The following is a 20,150-nucleotide window of genomic DNA, read 5'->3' on the forward strand; positions in this document are numbered from 1 at the left end:
CCATTTGTGCTTTGCAAAAATGGGGAGGAACTTTGGGCGCTTCGGTTGCTCTAGCCTGCCGTGCAGCGGGCTGCGAGCGCGGGCCAGTCGGCTTCGGTGAGGGGGCCGCGCCAGAGGGCGCAGAGGGTGCCGGTGGCGGTGTAGGCGAGGGCGAAGGGGAGGCCGCGGGCGGTCTGGGCGTAGCGTTCGAGCAGGGCGCGGGCGGTGGCGGGGGGCAGGACTTCGACTGCGGTGCGCGCGGCGGCGGGGAGCATGGGCAGCCGGTCGGTCCAGCCGAGAGCGAGCGTGGCCGGGCGCGCGGCGGCGGCGAGCGCGGCGAGGCGGGGAAGTTCGGCCCGGCAGGGGGCGCACCAGTGCGCGCCGACCAGCACAACCCGCGCGACCGGCGCCGGCTCCGCATGCGCGGGCGATACCACCAGAATGGAGAGAAAAGTCCCGAGACCGAGGATGTGCTGCGCGCGCATGCCTGTTACGATACGCGCAAGGGCGCATCGCAAACAAGTCTGGCAACGGGGATGGGAAGATGAGCGGGATGCGCAGGGTAGTTATGGCGGCGCTGGCCGGCGCGGCGGTGATCATGCCGGGCTGCGCCTTTGCGGCCGAGGACGCGGCGCCGGCAGCGGCGCCGTCGCTGCAGGAGCAGTTCTCGGCGGCGTCCAAGGCGGCGGCGGAAGGCCATTGCGATACCGCCATTCCCTTGTTCGAGGCGCTTGAGGCGGACAAGCGCGTCAAGCCGGGCTCGCTCCCGGCGGCGGCCATATCGGTGCGGCACGGCATATGCCTGCTGGCGGGCGATGAGGCTCTGCGCGGCGAGGCGATGATTGCGGCCGGTTTGCCGACGCTCGAAGCGGCGGGGCCCGGCTTTGCCGACGAGGTTGCAGACTCCTCGCTGCGATTGGGGCTGCTGGCTTTCTCCCGGCTTGACCATGATGCGGCGGTGCGCTGGCTGAAAGCGGCGGCGCGCAGCGATGACCTGCGGCTGCGCCAGTCGGCGCGCATGCGGCTGGCGCAGACCTTGCAATTCGACGGTGACGGCGCGGCCTTGACGGTCCTCGACGCGGCGCTGGCCGAAGTGCCCGAGAAGAGCGCCGACAAGACCGCCGAGAAGGGCGACAAGCAGACCCGCGCCAACTTCCTGGCGGTGCGCGCGCGGGTGCTGATGAACCTGGGGCGGATCAAGGAAGCTGAGGCCGATCTCAAGCGCGCGGTCGATCTTTCCGGCGGGCTGACGCTGACCGTCTCGCTGACCGATGTGGCGCTGCGCTCCGACATGGCGCAGGTCATGCTGCTGGCGAAGCGGCGCGACGAGGCGCGGCGCTATCTGGCCTATACCGGCGCAGGACGGATCGAGGATTCGCCGTTCAACCGGGCAAGCTACATGGGCGTGCCGGGCTGCACCGGCGAGCCGGGGCTGCGGCCGGAAGATTCGGCTGTGGTTGAGTTCACCATCGGCAGCGACGGGCGGGTGGTCGCGGCGCAGACGGTCTACAGCCAGGGCGACTACAACGCGGCGAGCGCCTTTGCGCGGGCGGTGCAGGACTGGTTCTGGGAGCCCTCGCTGATCGCCGATGTGCCGGGCTTCTACCGCAATCTGGTGCGGGTGGAACTGCATTGCTCGACCGTGAGCGGCGATGCGCCCGGGCTGTTTTCGCCGCTGTGGGGCCGGCTGATCACCTGGGCTCAACCGCTGGCGGGGGCTGGTGAGGCCGAAGTCAGTGGTGCCGACGTCAGGATGGAGACGGACAGCCCCCTAGCTGCGAGCGCGAACGCGGAAGCGATGGCGGCGCAATCCGCGCGGTTCAAGGCTCAGGCCGCGGCCAAGCTGGCGGCGGGGGACAGCCGCGCGGCGGGAGCGGCCACGGTGCTGGCCGTCGCGCTGGCCCGCACCGACAATGCTACGCGCCATGCCGAGGTCGACCGGGCGGCTACGCTGGTTGCCGGGAGCGATCCGGCAAAACTTGATCCGGCCACGCGAGCGGCACTGGCAGCCATAAAGGTCTGGGCAGCGATGTTCACCGCGAACGAGGCGGCCCGCATTCCGGCCGGCCGGTCGAGCATCTCGACCGAGACGGTGCAGAAGCGGCGCGAGGCGGTGCTGCTGCCGGCGCTGAAAGATCCGGTGATCGCGGCCGATCCACTGGCGCGCAATACGCTGCGGGTCCATCTGGCGCGCAAGGGACCCGGCGGGGCGCAGGCGACGAACGAGATGGCGCTGCTTGGCGCGGTAGTGACCGACAGCGAACTGGATGACAGCAATCCGGTGCGGCAGGTCGCGCTGCTGCGGCTGGCGAACATCGCCGCGAAGCAGAAGCGCTTTGCCGATGCGCAGGCGCTGTTTGCGCGGACCGGGCTGAGCGAGCAGCAATGTGCACTGCTTGGCGATATCCCGCGCCTGAAATCAGACGGTGTGAGCGGCGCTTCCTATCCTAACGCCGCGCTGGAGATGGGCTTCGAGGGCTGGACCCAGGTCGAGTACGATATTGCCGCCGATGGCCGCACCGCCAACCAGCGCTCGCTGATCGCCTATCCGCCCTTCGTGTTCGGCGATGCGGCGCGCGATATCATCAGCCGCGCGCGCTACGATCCCTCGTTCCGGCCTTCGGGTTCGGTGGCCTGCACGGGGTCCAGCAATACGGTGCGGTTTATCATTCCGCAGTGATTTGGGTCGGTGTTGCGTGGGCCCACCCCCGACCCCTCCCGCAAGCGGGAGGGGGGAAGAGAAGGTGAGCCCATCCCGCAGGTGGGCGGGGGAACAAGGCGATGGGCTGAACCGCTCCCCTCCCGCTTGCGGGAGGGGCTGGGGGTGGGCCCGCCGCTGAGCCCTACTTCTTCCCGCGCAGCTTCCGGTGGGCGCCGAGGTCGAAGACTTCGCTGGGGCCGCCGTCGTTTTCGAGGAGGCCGAGGCGCCGGGCTACTTCCTGGTAGGCTTCTTCCTCACCGCCGAGATCGCGGCGGAAGCGGTCCTTGTCGAGCTTTTCGCCGGTGACCATGTCCCACAGGCGGCAGCCGTCGGGGCTGATCTCGTCGGCCAGGATCACGCGGGCATAGTCGCCGTCCCAGATGCGGCCGAACTCGAGCTTGAAATCGACGAGGCGGATGTTGATCGCGGCGAACAGGCCGACGAGGAAATCGTTGACGCGGATCGCCATCGAGGAAATGTCCTGCATCTCCTCGTTGCTCGCCCAGCCGAAGCAGGCGATGTGCTCTTCGGCGACCAACGGATCGCCCAGCGCATCGTCCTTGTAGTAGTATTCGATCAGCGTGTGGGGCAGCGGCTCGCCCTCTTCGATGCCGAGGCGCTTGCTGATCGAGCCGGCCGCGACATTGCGCACCACGACTTCGATCGGAATGATCTCGACCTGCCGCACCAGCTGCTCGCGCATGTTGAGGCGGCGGATGAAGTGCGTCGGGATGCCGATGTGCGCGAGGCGGGTGAACACATACTCGCTGATGCGGTTGTTGATCACGCCCTTGCCGTTGATCGTGCCGCGCTTCTGCGCGTTGAAGGCGGTGGCATCGTCCTTGAAATACTGGATGATCGTGCCCGGCTCGGGGCCTTCGTAGAGGATCTTGGCCTTGCCTTCGTAGATCTGGCGGCGACGGGACATGGGCGAGTCTTTCTGCAAACGTACGGCGAAGATAGGCGCTGCACGGTAAATCAAAAGCCCCGGCAGGGCGAGGATATCACCGGGAGGCGAAACCTGCGCTGGGCCGGGGCTTGTGCGCCGCCTTTAGGGCAAAATGCGCGTTCACGCAAATAGCGGCACGCGGCGGCGATTATTCGATAAACTGGAACGATAGGCTTGATTTTATCCGGCTGAACCGAACTTCGGGCCCAGACTAGAACCGGTCCAGGCAATGCGGAAGGGCGCGATTCGGTGCCTCCGCCCGGACAAAAGGAATAGAAGCAATGGCAAGGGTTCTGGTTCTCTACCACTCGGCCTATGGGCATATCGAAACCATGGCGAACGCGATCGCCGAAGGCGCCCGGGCGGCGGGCGCGGAAGTGGACGTGAAGCGCGTGCCCGAGACAGTGCCGCTCGATGTGGCGGAAAAGGCGCATTTCAAGCTCGATCAGGCGGCTCCGGTGGCGACTGTGGCGGAGCTTGAGCATTATGACGCGATTGCGGTCGGCACCGGCACGCGCTTTGGCCGGATTTCGAGCCAGATGGCGGCGTTTCTCGATCAGGCCGGGGGCCTGTGGGCGCGCGGCGCGCTGAACGGCAAGGTCGGCGCGGCGTTCGTTTCGACCGCAACCCAGCACGGCGGGCAGGAGACGACGCTGTTTTCGGTGATCACCAATCTGCTGCACTTCGGCATGACGATTGTCGGGCTGGATTATGGCTTTGCCGGCCAGATGCGGAACGATGAAGTGGTCGGCGGGGCGCCTTACGGGGCCACGACGATTGCGGGCGGTGACGGCAGCCGCCAGCCGAGCGAGACGGAACTCGAGGGCGCCCGTTATCTGGGCGCGCGTGTGGCGACGACGGCGGCGAAGCTGTTCGGTTAAGACCCCTCCGACCCGCTTTGCGGGCCACCTCCCCATTTGTCCTGCGGAAAAATGGGGAGGACCGGATTTGCGTTTTTGGCATGTGGTGGATTTCCTTCGGCCTCGCTAGATACGCGGCGCTGAAGGAGACCCATCATGGCCCGCGTAGAAACCATTGCCCTGCTGACCCGCTATTATGCCGCGTTCAATGTGGGCGACTGGCAGGGGATGCTTGATTGCCTGGCGGATGATGTCGCGCATGATGTGAACCAGGGCGAGCGGGTGATCGGCAAGGACAAGTTTGCCGCTTTCCTTGGCCATATGGAGCGCTGCTACAAGGAAGAGCTCAAGGACATCGTGCTGATGGCGACCGATGACGGTTCGCGCGCGGCGGCGGAGTTCGTTGTGCACGGCGCCTACCTCGCGACGGACGAGGGGCTGCCCGAGGCTGACGGCCAGACTTATGTGCTGCCGGCGGGCGCGTTCATCGCGGTCGAAAGCGGGCTGATCACGCGGCTGACGATGTATTACAACCTTGCTGACTGGACCGCACAGGTCGTCGGATGACAATCGCAGTCCGCCCGCTGACCGGTGCGGAAATCGGGGCGGCGCTAGGGGATCTGGCGCAGCTGCGGATCAAGGTCTTTGCGGCGTACCCCTATCTCTATGATGGCGATGCGGCTTACGAGGCCGAGTACCTTGCTGAATATGCGGCGGCAGCGGATGCAGTGCTGGTCGCGGCGTTTGATGGCGCGCGGATCGTGGGAGCGGCGACGGCGGCGCCGATGGTTCACCAGAAGGCGGAGTTCCGCGAACCGTTTGCGGCGCGGGGGCTGGATGTGGACCGACTCTTTTACTTCGGCGAAAGCGTGCTGCTGCCCGAGTATCGCGGGCACGGCATTGGCCATGCGTTCTTCGATCACCGCGAGGCGCAGGCGAAGGCTTGCGGGGCGAGTGCGGCGTGCTTTGCGGCGGTGATCCGGCCGGACGACCATCCGGCGAAGCCTGCGGGCTATGTGCCGCATGACGCGTTCTGGACGAAGCGCGGCTATGCCGTGGTGCCGGGGCTGGTGACCGAGCTTGCGTGGAAGGAACATGGCGAGGAAGGCGAGAGCCTGAAGGCCATGCAGTATTGGCTGAGGACTTGGTGAAGAAGGGCCCACCCCCAACCCCTCCCGCATGCGGGAGGGGAGAAGAAAGGAAAGCCCCTCCCGCTTGCGGGAGGGGTTTGGGGTGGGCAGGAGCCGCAGCATGAGCTTGACCAAATACACCGTGGCCGCCGCGCAGTATCCGATCGAGCAGCTGGCCGATTGGGACGCCTATGTAGCGAAGTTGACGCGCTGGGTGGCCGAGGCGGCGGACGCTGGCGCGGCGCTGGCGGTGTTTCCCGAATATGGCGCAATGGAGCTGGCAAGCCTTGAGCCCGCGACGATGGGCGATCTCGCTGGGTCGCTCGCGAGCGTGGCGGCGTTGGTGCCCAAGGTCGATGCGCTGCATGCCGAGCTTTCCGCGCGGTTTGGCCTGCATATTCTGGCGGCGAGCCTGCCGCGGCTGGATGCCGATGGGCGCTATCGCAATGCCGCTCGGCTGTTTGCGCCGAACGGGAAGGCGGGCACGCAGGACAAGCTGGTGATGACGCGCTTCGAGCGCGAGCAGTGGTTCGTTTCTGCGGGCGCAGAGGGGCTGGCGCTGTTCGAGACGGCGCTGGGGCGGATCGCGGTGCTGATCTGCTATGACAGCGAGTTTCCGCTGCTGGCGCGCGCGGCGGTCGATGCCGGGGCTGAAGTGCTGCTGGTGCCGAGCTGCACCGACAGCCTGCACGGCTATTGGCGGGTGCGGCTGGGGGCACAGGCGCGCAGCCTTGAAGGGCAGTGCTATGCGGTGCAATCGCCAACGGTGGGGATTGCGGACTGGTCGCCGGCGGTGGACGTGAACCGGGGGGCGGCAGGGATCTATGGCCCGCCCGACCGGGGGATGCCCGAGGACGGGGTGATCGCACTGGGCGCCGAGGGCGCCAGCGAGTGGGTTTTTGGAGAGGTCGATCTGGCGCAGGTGGCGAACCTTCGCGCCGATGGCGGGGTGCTCAACGCGCGCGACTGGCGCGATCAGCCGGGGGCGGGGCCCTTGCCGGCGGTGAGGGTTGTCTCGCTGCTGTAGAGCACGGGCCGGGCCTGTCACGGATGTGACTTGCACACGTCATAGCGGATCATGCATTCCAACAGGAGATTCGCCATGATATTCAACACATCATGCCGCGCCGCCATGGTGCTGAGCGCGGTTTTGGGGATGGTCATGACCGCAGCGCCTGCCGCAGCTTCGCCGACCCGACCCTCCGACACTCTCGTCTTCGCGCACCGCGGCACCTCGGCGCTGCGGCCGGAGGAGACCCTGACCGCCTTCGAGAAGGCGATTGCCGAAGGGGCGGACTATATCGAGCCCGACCTCGTGCCGACCAAGGACGGCGTGCTGGTGGCGCGGCACGAAAACAACCTGACCGAGACCACCGACGTTTCTGCCCATCCCGAGTTTGCCGCGCGCAAGACGGTGAAAATGATCGACGGCGAAAGCCGGGAGGGCTGGTTTACCGAGGACTTCACGCTGGCGGAGCTCAAGACGCTGCGCGCGAAGGAGCGGCTTGGCGCGCTGCGGCCGGAAAGCATGAGCTATGACGGCAAGTTCGAGATCGCGACCTTTGACGAGATCGTGGCGCTGGCCGCCAGCCGCAAGACGACGAAAGGCAATCCGGTCGGCCTGATCCCCGAGATCAAGCATTCGACTTATTTTGCCGGACTTGGCTTCGACATGGAAGGCAAGCTGATCGCCGCGATCAAGGCTTCCGCTTATCTGCAAAGCGCGCCGCTGATCATCCAGTCGTTCGAGGTAACCGGGCTCAAGCGACTGCACAAGGAGCTCGCGGGCATGGCCAATGTTGCGTTGATGCAGCTGATGGGGCCGGATGCAAAGAGCCCGGCCGATGTGGTCAAGGCCCGCGGCAAGCTGACCTTCGGCGTGATGATGACGCCCAAGGGGCTGGCCGAAGTGAGCAAGTATGCGCAGTGGGTCGCGACGGAACTGCGCCGTATCCTGACGCTCAAGGAAGGGGGCATGATGGGCCCGCGCACCCCGGTGCTGGCCGATGCCCACCGGGCAGATCTGAAGATTGCGACCTTTACTTTCCGGCCGGAAAACCGGTTCCTGCCGATCGAATGGCGCTACGGCGAGCCCGATGCGCGCTGGCCGCGGGGCATGTACATGGACATCGTCCAGTTTCTGGGCGCGGGGGTCGACGGAATCTTCGTCGACGATGCTGGCGTTGCACGCGCGGCGGTTGACGGGATTGGGGTCGACAAAGTGCATTGAGCGGGCCGGGGCGCGGCTCTTGCAGCACAACGGGGCTGACGGGCCGCGCCGCATCCGCTAGGGCTGGCTAAATGATCGCAAGCGAAACCGGTCCGCGCTGATGGACGCCGCCCAGCAAGTTCACGAGCAGTTTATTGCCGCGCTCGATGCGGGCGGGCTGCAGCGCCGCAGCAATCTGGGGCTGGCAGCCGTGGGGCTTACCCCGCAGCGCGCGGCGGCCTTGCTGCACAGCCAGATGGTGAGCCGGCAGCTCGACCGGCTTTCGCGCAAGCTGCAGGCGCGGGGCGAGGGGTTCTATACCATCGGCTCTTCGGGGCACGAGGGCAATGCCGCCCTGGCCGAAGCACTGCGCGTGGATGACGTGGCGTTCCTGCATTACCGCGATGCCGCGTTCCAGATCCACCGTGCGAACCGGGTGCCGGGCGAGAACCCGATGTGGGACATGCTGCTCTCGTTCACCGCCAGCGCGGAGGACCCGATTTCGGGCGGGCGGCACAAGGTGCTGGGTTCGAAGCGGCTGATGATTCCGCCGCAGACCTCTACGATTGCAAGCCACTTGCCCAAGGCGGTGGGGGCGGCATTTTCCATCGGGATTGCTCGGCGCATGGGGCTTGAGGAAACCGTACTCGCCAAGGACGGCGTTGTGCTGTGCTCGTTCGGTGATGCTTCGGCGAACCATTCGACGGCGGTGGGCGCGCTGAATACGGCGGCCTGGGCGGCGTTTCAGGGAACGCCGATGCCGATCGTGTTCCTCTGCGAGGACAACGGCATCGGCATTTCGACGCGCACGCCCAAGGGCTGGATCCAGGCGAACTGGTCGGGCCGGGCGGGGCTCCATTACATCGCGTGCGACGGCTGCGATCTGGCCGAGGCCTGGCGCGGGGCGAGCGAGGCGGTCGATTATGCGAGGCGGTACCGCAAGCCCGTTTTCCTGCACATGCGGACGGTGCGGCTCTATGGCCATGCCGGGAACGATGTGCAGCAAGTGTACCTCAGCAAGGAAGATATTGCGGCAGACAATGCGCGTGATCCGCTGCTCGCCAGTGCGGCGCTGCTGATCGAGGAAGAGGTGATGAGCGCGGCCGAGGTGCGCGAAGCTTACGATGCCATCGAGGCGCAATTGCTGCGGCAGGTGGAACTGGCGATTGCGCGGCCCAAGCTGCCCGATGCGGCATCGGTGATGGCGAGCATTGTGCCGCCGAAGCGCGAAGGTTCAGCGCGGCCGCTGGCGAGCGCTGATGCGCGCGCGGCGATTTTTGCCGACGAGGCCGCGGCGATGGAAAAGCCGCAGCATATGGCGCGGCTGATCTCGTGGGGCATGGCCGATGTGCTGCTGCAGTATCCCAACGCGATTGTCTGCGGCGAGGATGTGGGACCCAAGGGCGGCGTCTATAACGCGACGGCGCGGCTGCATGCGCGGTTCGGTTCGGCGCGGGTGATCAATACGCTGCTGGACGAGCAGGCGATTCTTGGGCTGGCGATCGGCGCGGCGCATAACGGGCTGCTGCCTTTGCCGGAGATCCAGTTTCTGGCTTACGTGCACAATGCCGAGGACCAGATCCGGGGCGAGGCGGCGACGTTGCCGTTCTTCTCCAACGGGCAGATTACCAACCCGATGGTCGTGCGCATTGCCGGGCTGCCGTACCAGAAGGGCTTTGGCGGGCACTTCCACAACGACAACAGCCTGGCGGTGTTCCGCGATATTCCGGGGCTGGTGATCGCGGTGCCTTCATGCGGGCGCGAGGCGGTGCTGATGCTGCGCGAATGCGTGCGGCTGGCGCACGAGGAGCAGCGGGTCGTGATCTTCGTCGAGCCGATTGCGCTTTACATGACGCGCGATCTCCATGCCGAGGGGGATGGGCTGTGGACCTCGGTCTATGAAGCGCCGGGGGTGAGTGAAATCCGTGTCGGCGAGATTGGCGTCCATGGCGAAGGCGCCGATCTGGCGGTGGTGACTTACGGCAACGGGGTTTATCTTTCGATGCAGGCGCAGAAGCTGCTGGCGGAGCAGGGCGTGGCGGTGCGAGTGATCGATCTGCGCTGGATTGCGCCGCTGGCCGAAGAGGCTTTGCTGGCGGCGGTGGCGCCATGCTCGCGCGTGCTGGTGGTGGACGAGTGCCGTGAGACCGGGTCGCAGAGCGAGGCCTTGCTGGCGCTGATGGCGATCAAGGCGCCGGAGAAGGCGCTGGGCGTGCTGGCCGCGACGGACAGCTTCATCCCGCTGGCGCGCGCGGCGACGCATACGCTGCCAAGCCGTGACGGGATTGTGGCCAAGGCGCTGGAGATGGTGCGTGGCTAAGGAAACCGTCGTTGTCGTCTGCCCGGGGCGGGGGACATATAATGCGCCGGAGTTGGGCTATCTGGCGCGGCATCATGCGGGTTCCCCGTGGCTCGCGCATTTCGATGCGGTGCGGGCAGCGGCGGGCAAGCCGGCGCTGACCGAGCTTGATTGGGCGGCGAAGTTTGACCCTGCCGTCCATCTGCGCGGAGATGTGGCGGCGCCCCTGATCCATGCCTGCGCGTTTCACGACTTTCTGAAGCTGGACCGCGAGCGGTTCGAGGTTGTCGCGGTGACGGGCAATTCGATGGGCTGGTACACCGCGCTAGCCTGCGCAGGGGCGGTTTCGGGCGAGCATGGGTTTGCCATCGCCGATGCGATGGGTGTGAACTCGCAGAAGCACGAGAGCGGCGGGCAGGCGGTGATCGTGATGGCCGGGGAAGACTGGCGTGTCGATCCCGCGACGGCGCGGGGCGTGGAGGCGGCCTGCGCCAAGGTGGGGGTGCTGCCTTCAATCCGGCTGGGCGGGATGCTGGTGGTGGCGGGGCCGGAGGCGGCGCTCGATGCGCTGGGGCGTGAACTGCCGCCGCTGCCGCGCCCGCCGCTGCGCCTGGCGGGGCATGGGCCGTTTCACACCCCGCTCATGCAGGCTAGCGCCACTGCGGCACGGGCGAGCCTCCCGGCGGCATGGTTCGGCGCCCCGCAAGTGCCGCTGATCGACGGGCGCGGTAAGGTGTGGCGACGCTTCGAGACCGATTCGACCGAGCTGTGGGACTATACCTTCGGGCACCAGATTCTGGCGGCTTACGACTTCACCGCGGCGATGACCGTGGCGCTCCGGGAGTTCGCGCCCGACCGGGTGGTGCTGCTGGGGCCGGGAGAAACGCTTGGCGGCGCGATCGGCCAAGTGATTACGGCTTTGGGGTGGCTGGACATTACCACCAAATCCGTGTTTTCACTTAGGCAGGAAGAGGATCCGTTTCTCGTCGCGATGGGCCGGGAAGCCCAGCGGCGTATCGTTGCCATCTGACCCGAGGGGACCCTCGTGAGCCAGCCGTCCGTGCTGTTCGTGTGCCTTGGTAACATTTGCCGTTCCCCGCTCGCCGAGGCCGCATTGCGTGCCGAGGCGGTAGCGGCGGGGCTGGCGCTCACCATCGATTCGGCGGGGACCGGGGGATGGCACGCGGGCCAGCCGCCCGATTCCCGCGCGATTGCCGAGGCGGCGCGCCACGGTATCGATATCTCTGGCTATCGCGCCCGGCAGGTTCGGCCGGAGGATTTTCAGCGCTTCGGCCAGATCTTCGCACTCGACCAGCAGAACCTGCGCGATCTGCGCCGCATTGCACCCAGCGCGCTAATGGGGCGATCCACCGCGCGTGTCAGTTTGCTGATGGACCTTGTGCCCGGGCGCGAGGGGACGGCGGTGATCGACCCCTACGGCGGGAGCGATGAGGACTTTGCCGAGACCTGGTCCGACGTGCGCGAGGCGGCCCGGCGACTGGTGGCGCGGATGGGCGGCTAGAGTTCGGGCGAAAGAAATTGGTTCGTTTGTAACGTTTATTCACCTGATTCTAAGCACTAGCTCCGACAAGTTGGAACCGTATAGGTTTGTATATTGGCTTTGGTGCCGTTTTCTGAGTGCCTCAGCCTCACTCGACCCTAGCGTAGGCTGGGAATCTGGTCGGTCCTCAATGATCCAGAATGGCGTTCACCCATGTGTGACGGCACGCTCGCGGCGTTCGGCATCGAGCAAGGCGCGTTTGCGTTCGGGCCCCCAGCGGTAGCCGCCTAGGCTGCCGTCGGCGCGCAGCGCGCGGTGGCAGGGGACGAGCAGTGCGATGCGATTGGCAGCGCAGGCGCTGGCCGCGGCGCGCACCGCCCGCGGGTTGCCGATGCCGGCGGCAAGTTCGCTGTAACTGACGACTTCGCCGGGTTTCACCGACATCAGAAAGCGCCAGACGCGGATCTGGAAGGCGGTTCCGCGCAGGTCGAGCGGCAGGTCCGGGCGAGGGCCGGCTTCGGCGAGGTGCTGGCCGAGCGCGCTCATCCACGCATCGAGCGGCGCCTGGGCATCAGGTCCAGCCGGGCAGAGCGTGGCCTTGGGAAATTCGCGCGCGAGCTGCGTCTGCAGCGCATCCTCACTATCACCGAATTGGACAAAGCAGACGCCGCGCGGTGTGGCGGCCATCATCAGCGGGCCAAGCACAGTCTCGCGCACCGCATAGGTTAGCGTCTCGCCAGCGCCACCGGCACGGTAGGCGCTGGGGGTCATACCGAGCCCGCCGTCGACTGCTTCGTAGAGCCTGCTGGTCGAGCCGTAGCCGGCGTCGAAGGCGGCATCGAGCACTTCGCCGCCGCCGCGCAGACCCGCCTTGAAGCGCGCCATGCGCGCCGCGGCCTGATACTCGCGCGGGGAGACGCCGAGCGCGGCCTTGAATGCGCGCTGGAAGTGCGTGGAACTCATCCCCGCCTGATCGGCGAGGCGGGCGAGTGGCAGGCTCTCCTCGGCATGGGCGGTGATATACTGCGCCATGGCCTGCATGAGCGAGGCGGCCGGTTCCTGCGCGGCGGCGGGGTGGCAGCGGCGGCAGGCGCGAAAACCTGCTGCTTCCGCCTCTTCCGGGCCTGCATGGAAGGTCACGTTCTCGCGCCGGGCAAGACGCGAGGGGCACGAGGGGCGGCAGAACACCCCGGTGGTCTTGACGGCGTAGACGAACGTGCCGTCAGCCGCCTTGTCGCGCGTGGTCACCTGCTGCCATCGCAGGCTTTCGGTGGTGGTCTGATCGGTCATGGCCTTGGCTTTCGGTATCATGCGGCGCGGGCGCGGTCGACGTCGGGGCTGCGGTAAACCGCCTCGGGGATCGTCGAGAGGGTGGAAGGGCGGACCTCGGGGCCGAGGCCGTAGAACTTCTGGAAGCTCATGATGAGCGGGCGCCACAGATCGGGATCGATGCGGTTGGGGTCACCCTCCAAAACGATGCTTTCGTGGAGGTGGGCGCGGGTGATCCGGGCCTCGAAACTTAGGATCTTGCCCGCCTGCGCCGGGTCCTCGGCAGCGAGCGCGTGGATCGCCTCGATCCGGGCTTCGAGCTGGACCGGTGCCTCGGCGGCGCGGGGCGGGGCGATGGTTTCGGAAGGTAGTGGGGTGAGCCCGGCGCGGGCGAACTTGTCGCCCTCGCGGCGGTAGCCGCGCGCAGCCTTGTAGGCGGGGACTGGGTTGCTCCCAGTGGTGAGCGCCAGGGCATCGACCGCATCGGCCATCGCGGCCGACGGCAGGTTGATCACCACCTCCCGGCGTTCGATCAGGTTCTGCGCGGTCTGCGAGGCGGCGCCGAGGCCGAGCATGGCGCGCCAGCCGAGCCAGAACACCGAAGACATCGGCGCGAGATTGGCGCTGCCGTCAGGGTTTATCGTACTGAGCAGTGCGACGGGGGTGCCGAAATAGAGGATGGCGGGTTCGCGGGTGACGATCATGCGGTTTCTCCTGCACTTGGGGCAGGGCCGGTCTAGTCCGGAAGAACCGATGCGCGCGCTCCGATGCTTGCGGTGCAATCCTTTTAGGCGATCGCCATGAGGCTGGCGTTGCCTCCCGCCGCAGTGGTGTTGACCGAGAGAGTGACTTCCTCGAGCAGCAGGTCGAGGGGGTAGGTTGCGGCGCCTCCAGCCAGCGGTGCGTGGGGCGTGACGATCGCACCGTCGCGCGCGGCGAGTTGGCGGGTGGCCTCCGCGATGGCGGCGGGCTCGCCGGCAATGAGCGCGGCGGCGAGATCCGGGATTCGCGCAAGCGGCTCGCGTGCCCAGAGGACGCGGGCAGCGAGCGCGGGTGGAAAGCCTGCGGGGCGCGCGGCGACTGGGCCACCGGGTACGATCACCGCAGTGTTGCCCGTGGCGAGTGCGGCGGCGACTTGCTGCCACAGCGCCTCCACGCTGGATGCGACGCAGGCCACCCGGCCGCGCGGGGCGAGGCGATAGAGATTGCGTTCGCCAACCGGGCCGGGGAGTTCGGCCTCATAGCCAAGGCGCGAGGCGGCGGCGGCGGTGCGGGCGGCTTTGGCCATGGCGCTGAGGCCCTGGCTTTCGGCCCAATCCACGAAGGGGGCGACGGCAGGATCGGGCCGGGCGCTGGCGGTGGGGAGCGCGTGGGCCGCCCCGGGCGCGAAGCGGGTGAGATAGAGCGGGCCGCCAGCCTTGGGGCCGGTACCCGAAAGGCCTCGTCCGCCAAAGGGTTGCACGCCGACGACGGCGCCGATCATGTTGCGGTTCACGTAGAGATTGCCCGCGCCGATGCGGCGCGTGACGCGCTCGACCGTTTGATCGATGCGGGTGTGAAGGCCGAAGGTGAGGCCGTAGCCCGAGGCGTTTATGGCTTCGAGCAGCGTATCGAGATCTTCACTGCGGAAGCGGACGACGTGGAGGACGGGGCCGAAGATCTCCTGTGTGAGGTCTGCGGGGGAGCTCAGCTCGATCAGCGTGGGGGCGATGAAGGTGCCGTGGGCGGTTTCCGGGCCGAGGGGCATCTCGGTGAGGGGGAAACCTGCAGCGCGCATCCGGGCGACATGGGCGGCGATGCCGGTGCGGGCGCGTTCGGAAATGACGGGGCCGATATCGGTGGCGAGCTTTGCGGGGTTGCCGACGGCAAGCTCGGCCATGGCAGCCTTCAGCATGGTCAGGGTGCGATCGGCGATATCCTCTTGCAGGCAGAGCAGGCGCAGGGCCGAGCAGCGCTGTCCGGCACTGTCGAACGCGGAGGCGAGGACGTCCGCCACGACTTGCTCGGCGAGCGCGGAACTGTCGACCACCATGGCGTTGAGCCCACCGGTTTCGGCGACGAGCGGGATAGGGGCGCCGTTCTTGCCGAGGCGGCCGGTGATTGATTGCTGGATCGCGCGGGCTGTCATGGTGGAGCCGGTGAAGACGACGCCTTGCGTTTCAGGCGCGGCGACGAGGGCTGCACCGATCTCGCCGCCGCCGGGGAGGAAGTGGAGCGCATCGGCAGGCACGCCGGCGGCGTGCAGGATGCGCACTGCTTCGTCGGCGACGAGCGGGGTTTCGGGGGCGGGCTTTGCCAGCACCGGATTGCCGGCAGCGAGCGCGGCGGCGATCTGGCCGGTGAAGATGGCGAGCGGGAAGTTCCATGGGCTGACGCAGACGACCGGACCAAGCGGCGCGGCACTGGAGAGGTTGCGAGCCTGGACGGCGTAGTAGCGCAGGAAATCGACCGCTTCGCGCACTTCGGCCAGCGCGTTCGAGGCGCTCTTGCCGGCCTCACGGATGAGGAGGGCGATCAGGGGGACGCGCGCCGCTTCCATTGCGTCGGCAGCGCGTTCGAGCATGGCGGCGCGGGTGGTCGCGGGCACGGCAGCCCATGCGGGGGCGGCGACAGCGGCGCGCGCGGCGGCGCGGGCCGCGTCTTCGGGCATGGCGGGGTGGACGTGGCCAACGACATCGCGGTGGTCGGCCGGATTACGCACGGCCTGGGCCGGGCGTGCGGCATCGCCGGCGCGGTAGGGGCGCGCGGTGCTGTTGGCGAGCGCTTCGCCGAGCGCGGCGAGGGTGGGTTCGTCGGCGAGATCGAGGCCTTTGGCGTTTGCACGATCGGCGAAGAGCGCGAGGGGGAGCGCGATGGCGGAGTGCGGCGCGCCGGGTTCGGGTTCGGCGGCGACCACCACCGCAGGGTCCTCGATCAGGGCTTCGACCGGCACTTCGGGATCGGCAATGCGGTTGACGAAGGAGGAGTTCGCGCCGTTTTCGAGCAGGCGGCGGACGAGATAGGCGAGCAAGGTCTCGTGCGTGCCGACAGGGGCATAGACACGCGCGGGGCGGGCGAGGCCTTCAGGGCCGACGACTTCGTCGTAGAGCGGCTCGCCCATGCCGTGGAGGCACTGGAATTCGTAGTCGCCGGGGGTGAAGTCGGACCCGGCGAGGTGGAGAACGCTGGCCAGCGTCTGCGCGTTGTGCGTAGCGAACTGGGGGAAGACTGCATCGCGCGCGTCGAGGAGCTTTTGCGCGCAGGCCACATAGGCCAGATCAGTGTGGACCTTGCGGGTGTAGACCGGGAAATCGGCAAGGCCTGCTTCCTGCGCGCGCTTGATCTCGGCGTCCCAATAGGCCCCTTTGACGAGGCGGACCATGATGCGGCGGTTGCTGGAACGGGCGAGCGCCACGATCCAGTCGATCACAGTGGGGCAGCGCTTCTGATAGGCCTGGATCACGAAGCCGAGGCCGTTCCAGCCCAAGAGGCTGGGCGCGCAGGCGAGAGCTTCGAGAATGTCGAGCGAGAGTTCGAGGCGGTCGGTTTCCTCGGCGTCGATGTTGAAGCCGATGTCGTAGCTTTTCGCGAGCTCTGCGAGGGCGAGGACGCGGGGGGCGAGTTCTGCCATGACGCGGGCGCCTTGCGCGCGGGTATAGCGCGGGTGGAGCGCGGAGAGTTTGATCGAGATGCCGGGGCCCGCGACGATGCCGCGCCCGGCGCTGGCCTTGCCGATGGCGTGGATTGCCTGGGTGTAAGCCTCCATATAGCGCGCAGCGTCTTCGGCGGTGGCGGCGGCTTCGCCGAGCATGTCGTAGGAGAAGGCGTAGCCCTGCGCTTCGCGGCGGCGGGCGCGGGCGAGGGCTTCCTCGATCGTCTCGCCCATCACGAACTGTTCGCCCATCATGCGCATCGCGACATCGACGCCGCGGCGGATAACCGGTTCGCCGAGGCGGTGGACCATGCGGGTGAGCGCATGGCCGAGGCCCGCGGCATCGACGCTGGCGCTGAGCTTGCCAGTGATGACGAGGCCCCAGGTCGCGGCATTGACGAAGAGCGGCTTGCTGCCGCCAAGGTGCGCGGCCCAGTCGCCGTGGGCGAGCTTGTCGCGGATCAGGGCATCGCGTGTCGCGTCGTCCGGGATGCGGAGCAGCGCTTCGGCGAGGCACATCAGCGCAACGCCTTCGTGGCTGGAGAGGGCGAATTCCTGCACAAGCGCTTGCACGCCGCCGGGGCGGGCCTTGGCGCGCAAGGCTTCGATGAGGGTGCGCGCGGTGGCCGCGATCTTCGCGCGGTCGGCCTCGGGCAGCGTGGCGGCTTCGAGCAGGGGGCGCACCGCTTCGGGTTCCGGCATGCGCGTGGCCTGGGTGATCGCGCGGCACAGCGGGGTTTCGGGCGAGAGGCGGGGGGCGAAGGCGGGAAAGGTGCTCATAGCGCGAGAATACCAGATTCGCGGAAGGCACTTTGCCTGATTTGCATTGTCTGACAGTCCATATGGCCTTAATTTCGGGTTTGAGCGGGCGATAAGGACAGTCAGGTCATGGATGACGGATCACTTGACCGGTTTGACCGGGCCATCCTCGATATCCTCGCAGTGGACGGGCGGCTGCCGATTACCGAACTGGCGCAGCGCATCGGGCTGTCGAAATCGCCGACGCAGGCGCGGCTCAAGCGGCTGATTGCGGAAGGGTACATCCGGGGGTTCCGGGCCATCCTCGATCCGCGCAAGGTGGGGCTCGATCATGTCGCCTTCACCGAAGTGAAGCTTTCCGACACGCGCGAGGCGGCGCTGGAGGCGTTCCGGCAGGCCGTGCTGCGCATTCCCGAAATCGAGGAATGCCACATGATCGCGTCGAGCTTCGATTACCTGCTGAAAGTGCGCACCGCCGATATCCGCCGCTATCGCGAAGTGCTGGGCGAGAAGATTTCGAGCCTGCCGCATGTGGCGAGCACCTCCACTTTCGTCGCAATGGAGACCGTGCGCGATCCGCATGATTGAAGTTGCATTTGCAACCGGATGCGCTTATCGGCGCGCACCGGACGGCGAATCTGCCGACCGCTGGAGACGAGCATTGCTGGAATTTAGATACCTGGTGGGCACAGCGCCCCGGTCCTTCCAGCCCTTCGCCTAAAGCGCTTCCACGCGCCGCGGCAGGGCCTGAGGGCCAGCGCGCGGCATTCCCACGCAAACGACAACACCTGGGAACGTCCCCGTGCGCGCGCTCGCGTCCGGGGCGCGAAGCGAGATTTTATGGACGAGATCATGATTGCCCGGCGGATGCTCCGGCGGGCCATGCACGGGGTGACGGCCGCGTCGCCGCCGGGCAAGACACTGCTGGAGTTCGGCCGCAGCAACGGCGCGACGCTGTTCGGCCTGCGCGCCGGGGCGGCGCGGAAGCTGACGTGGACGGCGCTGAAGCGCGCGGCAGCGAGCGATGACGCGCCGGTCGCGGCGCCTTCGGGCGCGATGCGGCTGGCCGGCGAGGTTGCCGCGCTGCTGCGGCTGGATCCGCTCGATGCGGCGATCATCGCGGTGGTCTTCGCGATGGAACGGGTGCGGCTGGTGCGCAGCCTTGGCGACATGCTGCGCTCGCAGGGCGACAACTTGCCGGCGATGATCGGCGAAGTGGCCGGGGCCGATGCGGATGAGGCCGAGCGGCGCGTGCGGCTGAACCCGCTGTTCCGGATGGGGCTTGCCCACTTCCGGGCGGATTGGCGCGGACAGATCGAACTGCAGACGCGCTGGGCGCTCGACAACCTGCTCGACCGGATGCCGGAAAGCGAGGACGGGATCATCGCGCAGCTCGTCGGGCCGCGCCAGACCGGCGCGCTGCCGCTGGAAGCGTTTGGCCACGTGGGCGATGCAGACTTTCTGCGGCGCCTGCTGGACGGCGCGCGGGCCGAGGGTGCGGCGGGGATCAACCTGCTGATCCATGGGCCGCCGGGCACGGGCAAGACCGAGTTCGCGCGAACACTGGCAGCGGCGGCCGGGCTTACCCTGCACAGCGCGGGTGAGGCCGACGACGACGGCCGCGAGCCCGATCGGGGCGACCGGCTCGCGGCGTTCCAGATGGGCCAGCGTCTCCTGGCGGGGCGGCGCGATGCCGCGCTGCTCTTCGACGAGATGGAAGACCTGATCGGCGATGCGACGCCGGGGCAGGGTGACTGGATGCGCGGGCGGCAGGGGAGCAAGGTCTTCATCAACCGAATGCTCGAGGCGAACCCGGTGCCGGTGATCTGGACCACCAATGCGATCGGCAACATCGATCCGGCGATGCTGCGGCGGATGAGCTTCGTGCTGAAGCTCGATCATCCCTCGCGCGCGACCGCGCTCAGGATGCTGGACCATGTCGCGCGCGAGGAAGGCGTGGCGGCGGGCGCGGGCTGGGCGGGGCTGATCGAGGCCGCCCCCGAAGCGGCTTCGGTGCTGCGGGTCGCCGCGCGCGGGAGCCGACTGGCGGGCGAGGACGATGGCGGCGTGCGGGCCGGGGAAGCGCTGGTCAAGGCGCTGCGCGGCACCGACGATCTGCTCGTGGGCCGGCCCGAGGCACTCGATTTCGACTTGTTCGAAACCGACCGTCCATTGGAGTCGCTCATGGCGGCGGTGGCGGAGAGCGAACACGCCGATGTCTCGCTGCTGCTGACGGGCGTGCCGGGGACGGGCAAGACCGCGCTGGCGCATCATCTGGCCCAGCGGCTTGACCGGCCGCTGCTGGTGAAGCGGGCCTCCGATCTGCTTTCGAAGTGGGTCGGCGGGACCGAGCGGTTGATTGCCGATGCGTTTGCCGAGGCGCGGGCGCGCGGCGGGGTGTTGCTGTTCGACGAAGCGGATTCGCTGCTGTTCGACCGCACCACGGCGCGGGCGAGCTGGGAAGTGAGCCAGGTCAATGAACTGCTCACCTGGCTTGACCGGCATCCGCTCCCGGTGGTGGCGGCGACCAACCATGCGGGCAAGCTTGATCCCGCGACGCTGCGGCGCTTCGTGTTCAAGCTGGAGCTGCTGCCGCTTGGTCCGGCGCGCGCGGGGCGGGCCTTCACGCGCTTCTTCGGCCTGGCTCCGCCGCCGGGGCTGGGCGAGGTGCGCGGGCTGACGCCGGGCGACATGGCAGTGGTGGCGCGGCAGCTGCGCTTTGCCGGGAGCCGCGATGCGGGGGAGATCCTGACGCGGTTGAAGGCGGAAGCGGCGGCCAAGCCGGCGACCGGGGGGAGGATCGGGTTCTAGGGCCCGATCCTCCCTTTCGGGGCAGAAGATGATCACAAATTAGACTGTCTGG

At 67.7% G+C, this 20,150-nt stretch carries 16 protein-coding genes; 11 read left to right on the top strand and 5 right to left on the bottom strand.

Features of this window, described 5'->3' with window-relative positions:
• Positions 1–50: 50 nt before the first annotated feature.
• Positions 51–416 carry a hypothetical protein gene (locus tag WCL10_RS11165; protein ID WP_336895717.1) on the bottom strand — a complete coding sequence of 122 codons (366 nt, stop codon included), beginning with the start codon at positions 414–416 and terminating at the stop codon, positions 51–53.
• Positions 417–532: 116 nt separating this feature from the next.
• Here WCL10_RS11165 and WCL10_RS11170 point away from each other — a divergent pair, with 116 nt between their 5' ends.
• Positions 533–2,659 carry an energy transducer TonB gene (locus WCL10_RS11170; protein ID WP_336895718.1) on the top strand — a complete coding sequence of 709 codons (2,127 nt, stop codon included), beginning with the start codon at positions 533–535 and terminating at the stop codon, positions 2,657–2,659.
• A gap of 163 nt (positions 2,660–2,822) precedes the next feature.
• Here the strand turns inward: WCL10_RS11170 and purC are convergent, their stop codons facing one another.
• A complete protein-coding gene (purC, locus tag WCL10_RS11175) occupies positions 2,823–3,608 on the bottom strand; it encodes a phosphoribosylaminoimidazolesuccinocarboxamide synthase (protein WP_336895719.1) in 786 nt (261 codons plus the stop codon).
• A 302-nt stretch (positions 3,609–3,910) separates the two neighbouring features.
• Here purC and wrbA point away from each other — a divergent pair, with 302 nt between their 5' ends.
• The 8 genes from wrbA (at position 3,911) to WCL10_RS11215 (ending at position 11,649) form a co-directional block, all read left to right on the top strand.
• Positions 3,911–4,510: an NAD(P)H:quinone oxidoreductase gene (gene wrbA, locus WCL10_RS11180; protein ID WP_336895720.1), complete on the top strand. Its 600-nt coding sequence runs from the start codon at positions 3,911–3,913 to the stop codon at positions 4,508–4,510.
• A 135-nt stretch (positions 4,511–4,645) separates the two neighbouring features.
• Positions 4,646–5,056 (top strand): ketosteroid isomerase-related protein, encoded by a 411-nt coding sequence (locus tag WCL10_RS11185; protein ID WP_336895721.1) that lies wholly within the window; start codon positions 4,646–4,648, stop codon positions 5,054–5,056.
• The gene (locus WCL10_RS11190) at positions 5,053–5,640 is read left to right on the top strand and encodes a GNAT family N-acetyltransferase (RefSeq protein ID WP_336895722.1); all 588 of its coding nucleotides are present in this window, start codon (positions 5,053–5,055) and stop codon (positions 5,638–5,640) included. The genes WCL10_RS11185 and WCL10_RS11190 overlap by 4 nt, the downstream gene beginning before the upstream one ends.
• Before the next feature lie 100 nt (positions 5,641–5,740).
• Positions 5,741–6,646 (top strand): carbon-nitrogen hydrolase family protein, encoded by a 906-nt coding sequence (locus WCL10_RS11195; RefSeq protein ID WP_336895723.1) that lies wholly within the window; start codon positions 5,741–5,743, stop codon positions 6,644–6,646.
• A 75-nt stretch (positions 6,647–6,721) separates the two neighbouring features.
• Entirely contained in the window at positions 6,722–7,849 is a 1,128-nt protein-coding gene (locus WCL10_RS11200; protein ID WP_336895724.1) for a glycerophosphodiester phosphodiesterase family protein, read from the top strand.
• Between the two features lie 100 nt (positions 7,850–7,949).
• Positions 7,950–10,148, top strand: coding sequence for a thiamine pyrophosphate-dependent enzyme (locus tag WCL10_RS11205; RefSeq protein WP_336895725.1), 2,199 nt, complete (start codon positions 7,950–7,952; stop codon positions 10,146–10,148).
• Positions 10,141–11,157: an ACP S-malonyltransferase gene (locus tag WCL10_RS11210; protein ID WP_336895726.1), complete on the top strand. Its 1,017-nt coding sequence runs from the start codon at positions 10,141–10,143 to the stop codon at positions 11,155–11,157. Before WCL10_RS11205 ends, WCL10_RS11210 begins: the two co-directional genes overlap by 8 nt.
• A 15-nt stretch (positions 11,158–11,172) precedes the next feature.
• Complete coding sequence (locus WCL10_RS11215) at positions 11,173–11,649, top strand: low molecular weight protein-tyrosine-phosphatase (protein ID WP_336895727.1); 477 nt, start codon at positions 11,173–11,175, stop codon at positions 11,647–11,649.
• 186 nt (positions 11,650–11,835) lie between these two features.
• Here WCL10_RS11215 and ada read toward each other — a convergent pair whose 3' ends face one another.
• The 3 genes from ada to putA all read right to left on the bottom strand — a co-directional run bounded on the left by ada (position 11,836) and on the right by putA (position 17,308).
• Positions 11,836–12,918 carry a bifunctional DNA-binding transcriptional regulator/O6-methylguanine-DNA methyltransferase Ada gene (ada, locus tag WCL10_RS11220; protein WP_336895728.1) on the bottom strand — a complete coding sequence of 361 codons (1,083 nt, stop codon included), beginning with the start codon at positions 12,916–12,918 and terminating at the stop codon, positions 11,836–11,838.
• Between the two features lie 17 nt (positions 12,919–12,935).
• Entirely contained in the window at positions 12,936–13,601 is a 666-nt protein-coding gene (locus WCL10_RS11225) for a flavin reductase family protein (protein WP_336895729.1), read from the bottom strand.
• Positions 13,602–13,684: 83 nt separating this feature from the next.
• Positions 13,685–17,308: a bifunctional proline dehydrogenase/L-glutamate gamma-semialdehyde dehydrogenase PutA gene (putA, locus tag WCL10_RS11230; protein ID WP_336895730.1), complete on the bottom strand. Its 3,624-nt coding sequence runs from the start codon at positions 17,306–17,308 to the stop codon at positions 13,685–13,687.
• Between the two features lie 108 nt (positions 17,309–17,416).
• On the opposite strand from putA, the gene WCL10_RS11235 reads away from it, so the two are divergent.
• Positions 17,417–17,875 (top strand): Lrp/AsnC family transcriptional regulator, encoded by a 459-nt coding sequence (locus tag WCL10_RS11235; RefSeq protein WP_336895731.1) that lies wholly within the window; start codon positions 17,417–17,419, stop codon positions 17,873–17,875.
• 252 nt (positions 17,876–18,127) lie between these two features.
• A complete protein-coding gene (locus WCL10_RS11240) occupies positions 18,128–20,098 on the top strand; it encodes an AAA family ATPase (protein ID WP_336895732.1) in 1,971 nt (656 codons plus the stop codon).
• Positions 20,099–20,150 lie beyond the last annotated feature (52 nt).

Source organism: Novosphingobium sp. (assembly GCF_037133355.1).
Lineage (GTDB): Bacteria > Pseudomonadota > Alphaproteobacteria > Sphingomonadales > Sphingomonadaceae > Novosphingobium.

What these genes read in the sequence shown, in the direction of transcription:
- purC (WP_336895719.1), bottom strand. Translation starts at nt 3,608, where the DNA reads ATGTCCCGTCGCCGCCAGATCTACGAAGGCAAGGCCAAGATCCTCTAC.
- WCL10_RS11200 (WP_336895724.1), top strand. Translation starts at nt 6,722, where the DNA reads ATGATATTCAACACATCATGCCGCGCCGCCATGGTGCTGAGCGCGGTT.
- WCL10_RS11190 (WP_336895722.1), top strand. Translation starts at nt 5,053, where the DNA reads ATGACAATCGCAGTCCGCCCGCTGACCGGTGCGGAAATCGGGGCGGCG.
- WCL10_RS11225 (WP_336895729.1), bottom strand. Translation starts at nt 13,601, where the DNA reads ATGATCGTCACCCGCGAACCCGCCATCCTCTATTTCGGCACCCCCGTC.
- putA (WP_336895730.1), bottom strand. Translation starts at nt 17,308, where the DNA reads ATGAGCACCTTTCCCGCCTTCGCCCCCCGCCTCTCGCCCGAAACCCCG.
- WCL10_RS11235 (WP_336895731.1), top strand. Translation starts at nt 17,417, where the DNA reads ATGGATGACGGATCACTTGACCGGTTTGACCGGGCCATCCTCGATATC.
- WCL10_RS11240 (WP_336895732.1), top strand. Translation starts at nt 18,128, where the DNA reads ATGGACGAGATCATGATTGCCCGGCGGATGCTCCGGCGGGCCATGCAC.
- WCL10_RS11195 (WP_336895723.1), top strand. Translation starts at nt 5,741, where the DNA reads ATGAGCTTGACCAAATACACCGTGGCCGCCGCGCAGTATCCGATCGAG.
- WCL10_RS11170 (WP_336895718.1), top strand. Translation starts at nt 533, where the DNA reads ATGCGCAGGGTAGTTATGGCGGCGCTGGCCGGCGCGGCGGTGATCATG.
- WCL10_RS11205 (WP_336895725.1), top strand. Translation starts at nt 7,950, where the DNA reads ATGGACGCCGCCCAGCAAGTTCACGAGCAGTTTATTGCCGCGCTCGAT.
- WCL10_RS11185 (WP_336895721.1), top strand. Translation starts at nt 4,646, where the DNA reads ATGGCCCGCGTAGAAACCATTGCCCTGCTGACCCGCTATTATGCCGCG.
- ada (WP_336895728.1), bottom strand. Translation starts at nt 12,918, where the DNA reads ATGACCGATCAGACCACCACCGAAAGCCTGCGATGGCAGCAGGTGACC.
- wrbA (WP_336895720.1), top strand. Translation starts at nt 3,911, where the DNA reads ATGGCAAGGGTTCTGGTTCTCTACCACTCGGCCTATGGGCATATCGAA.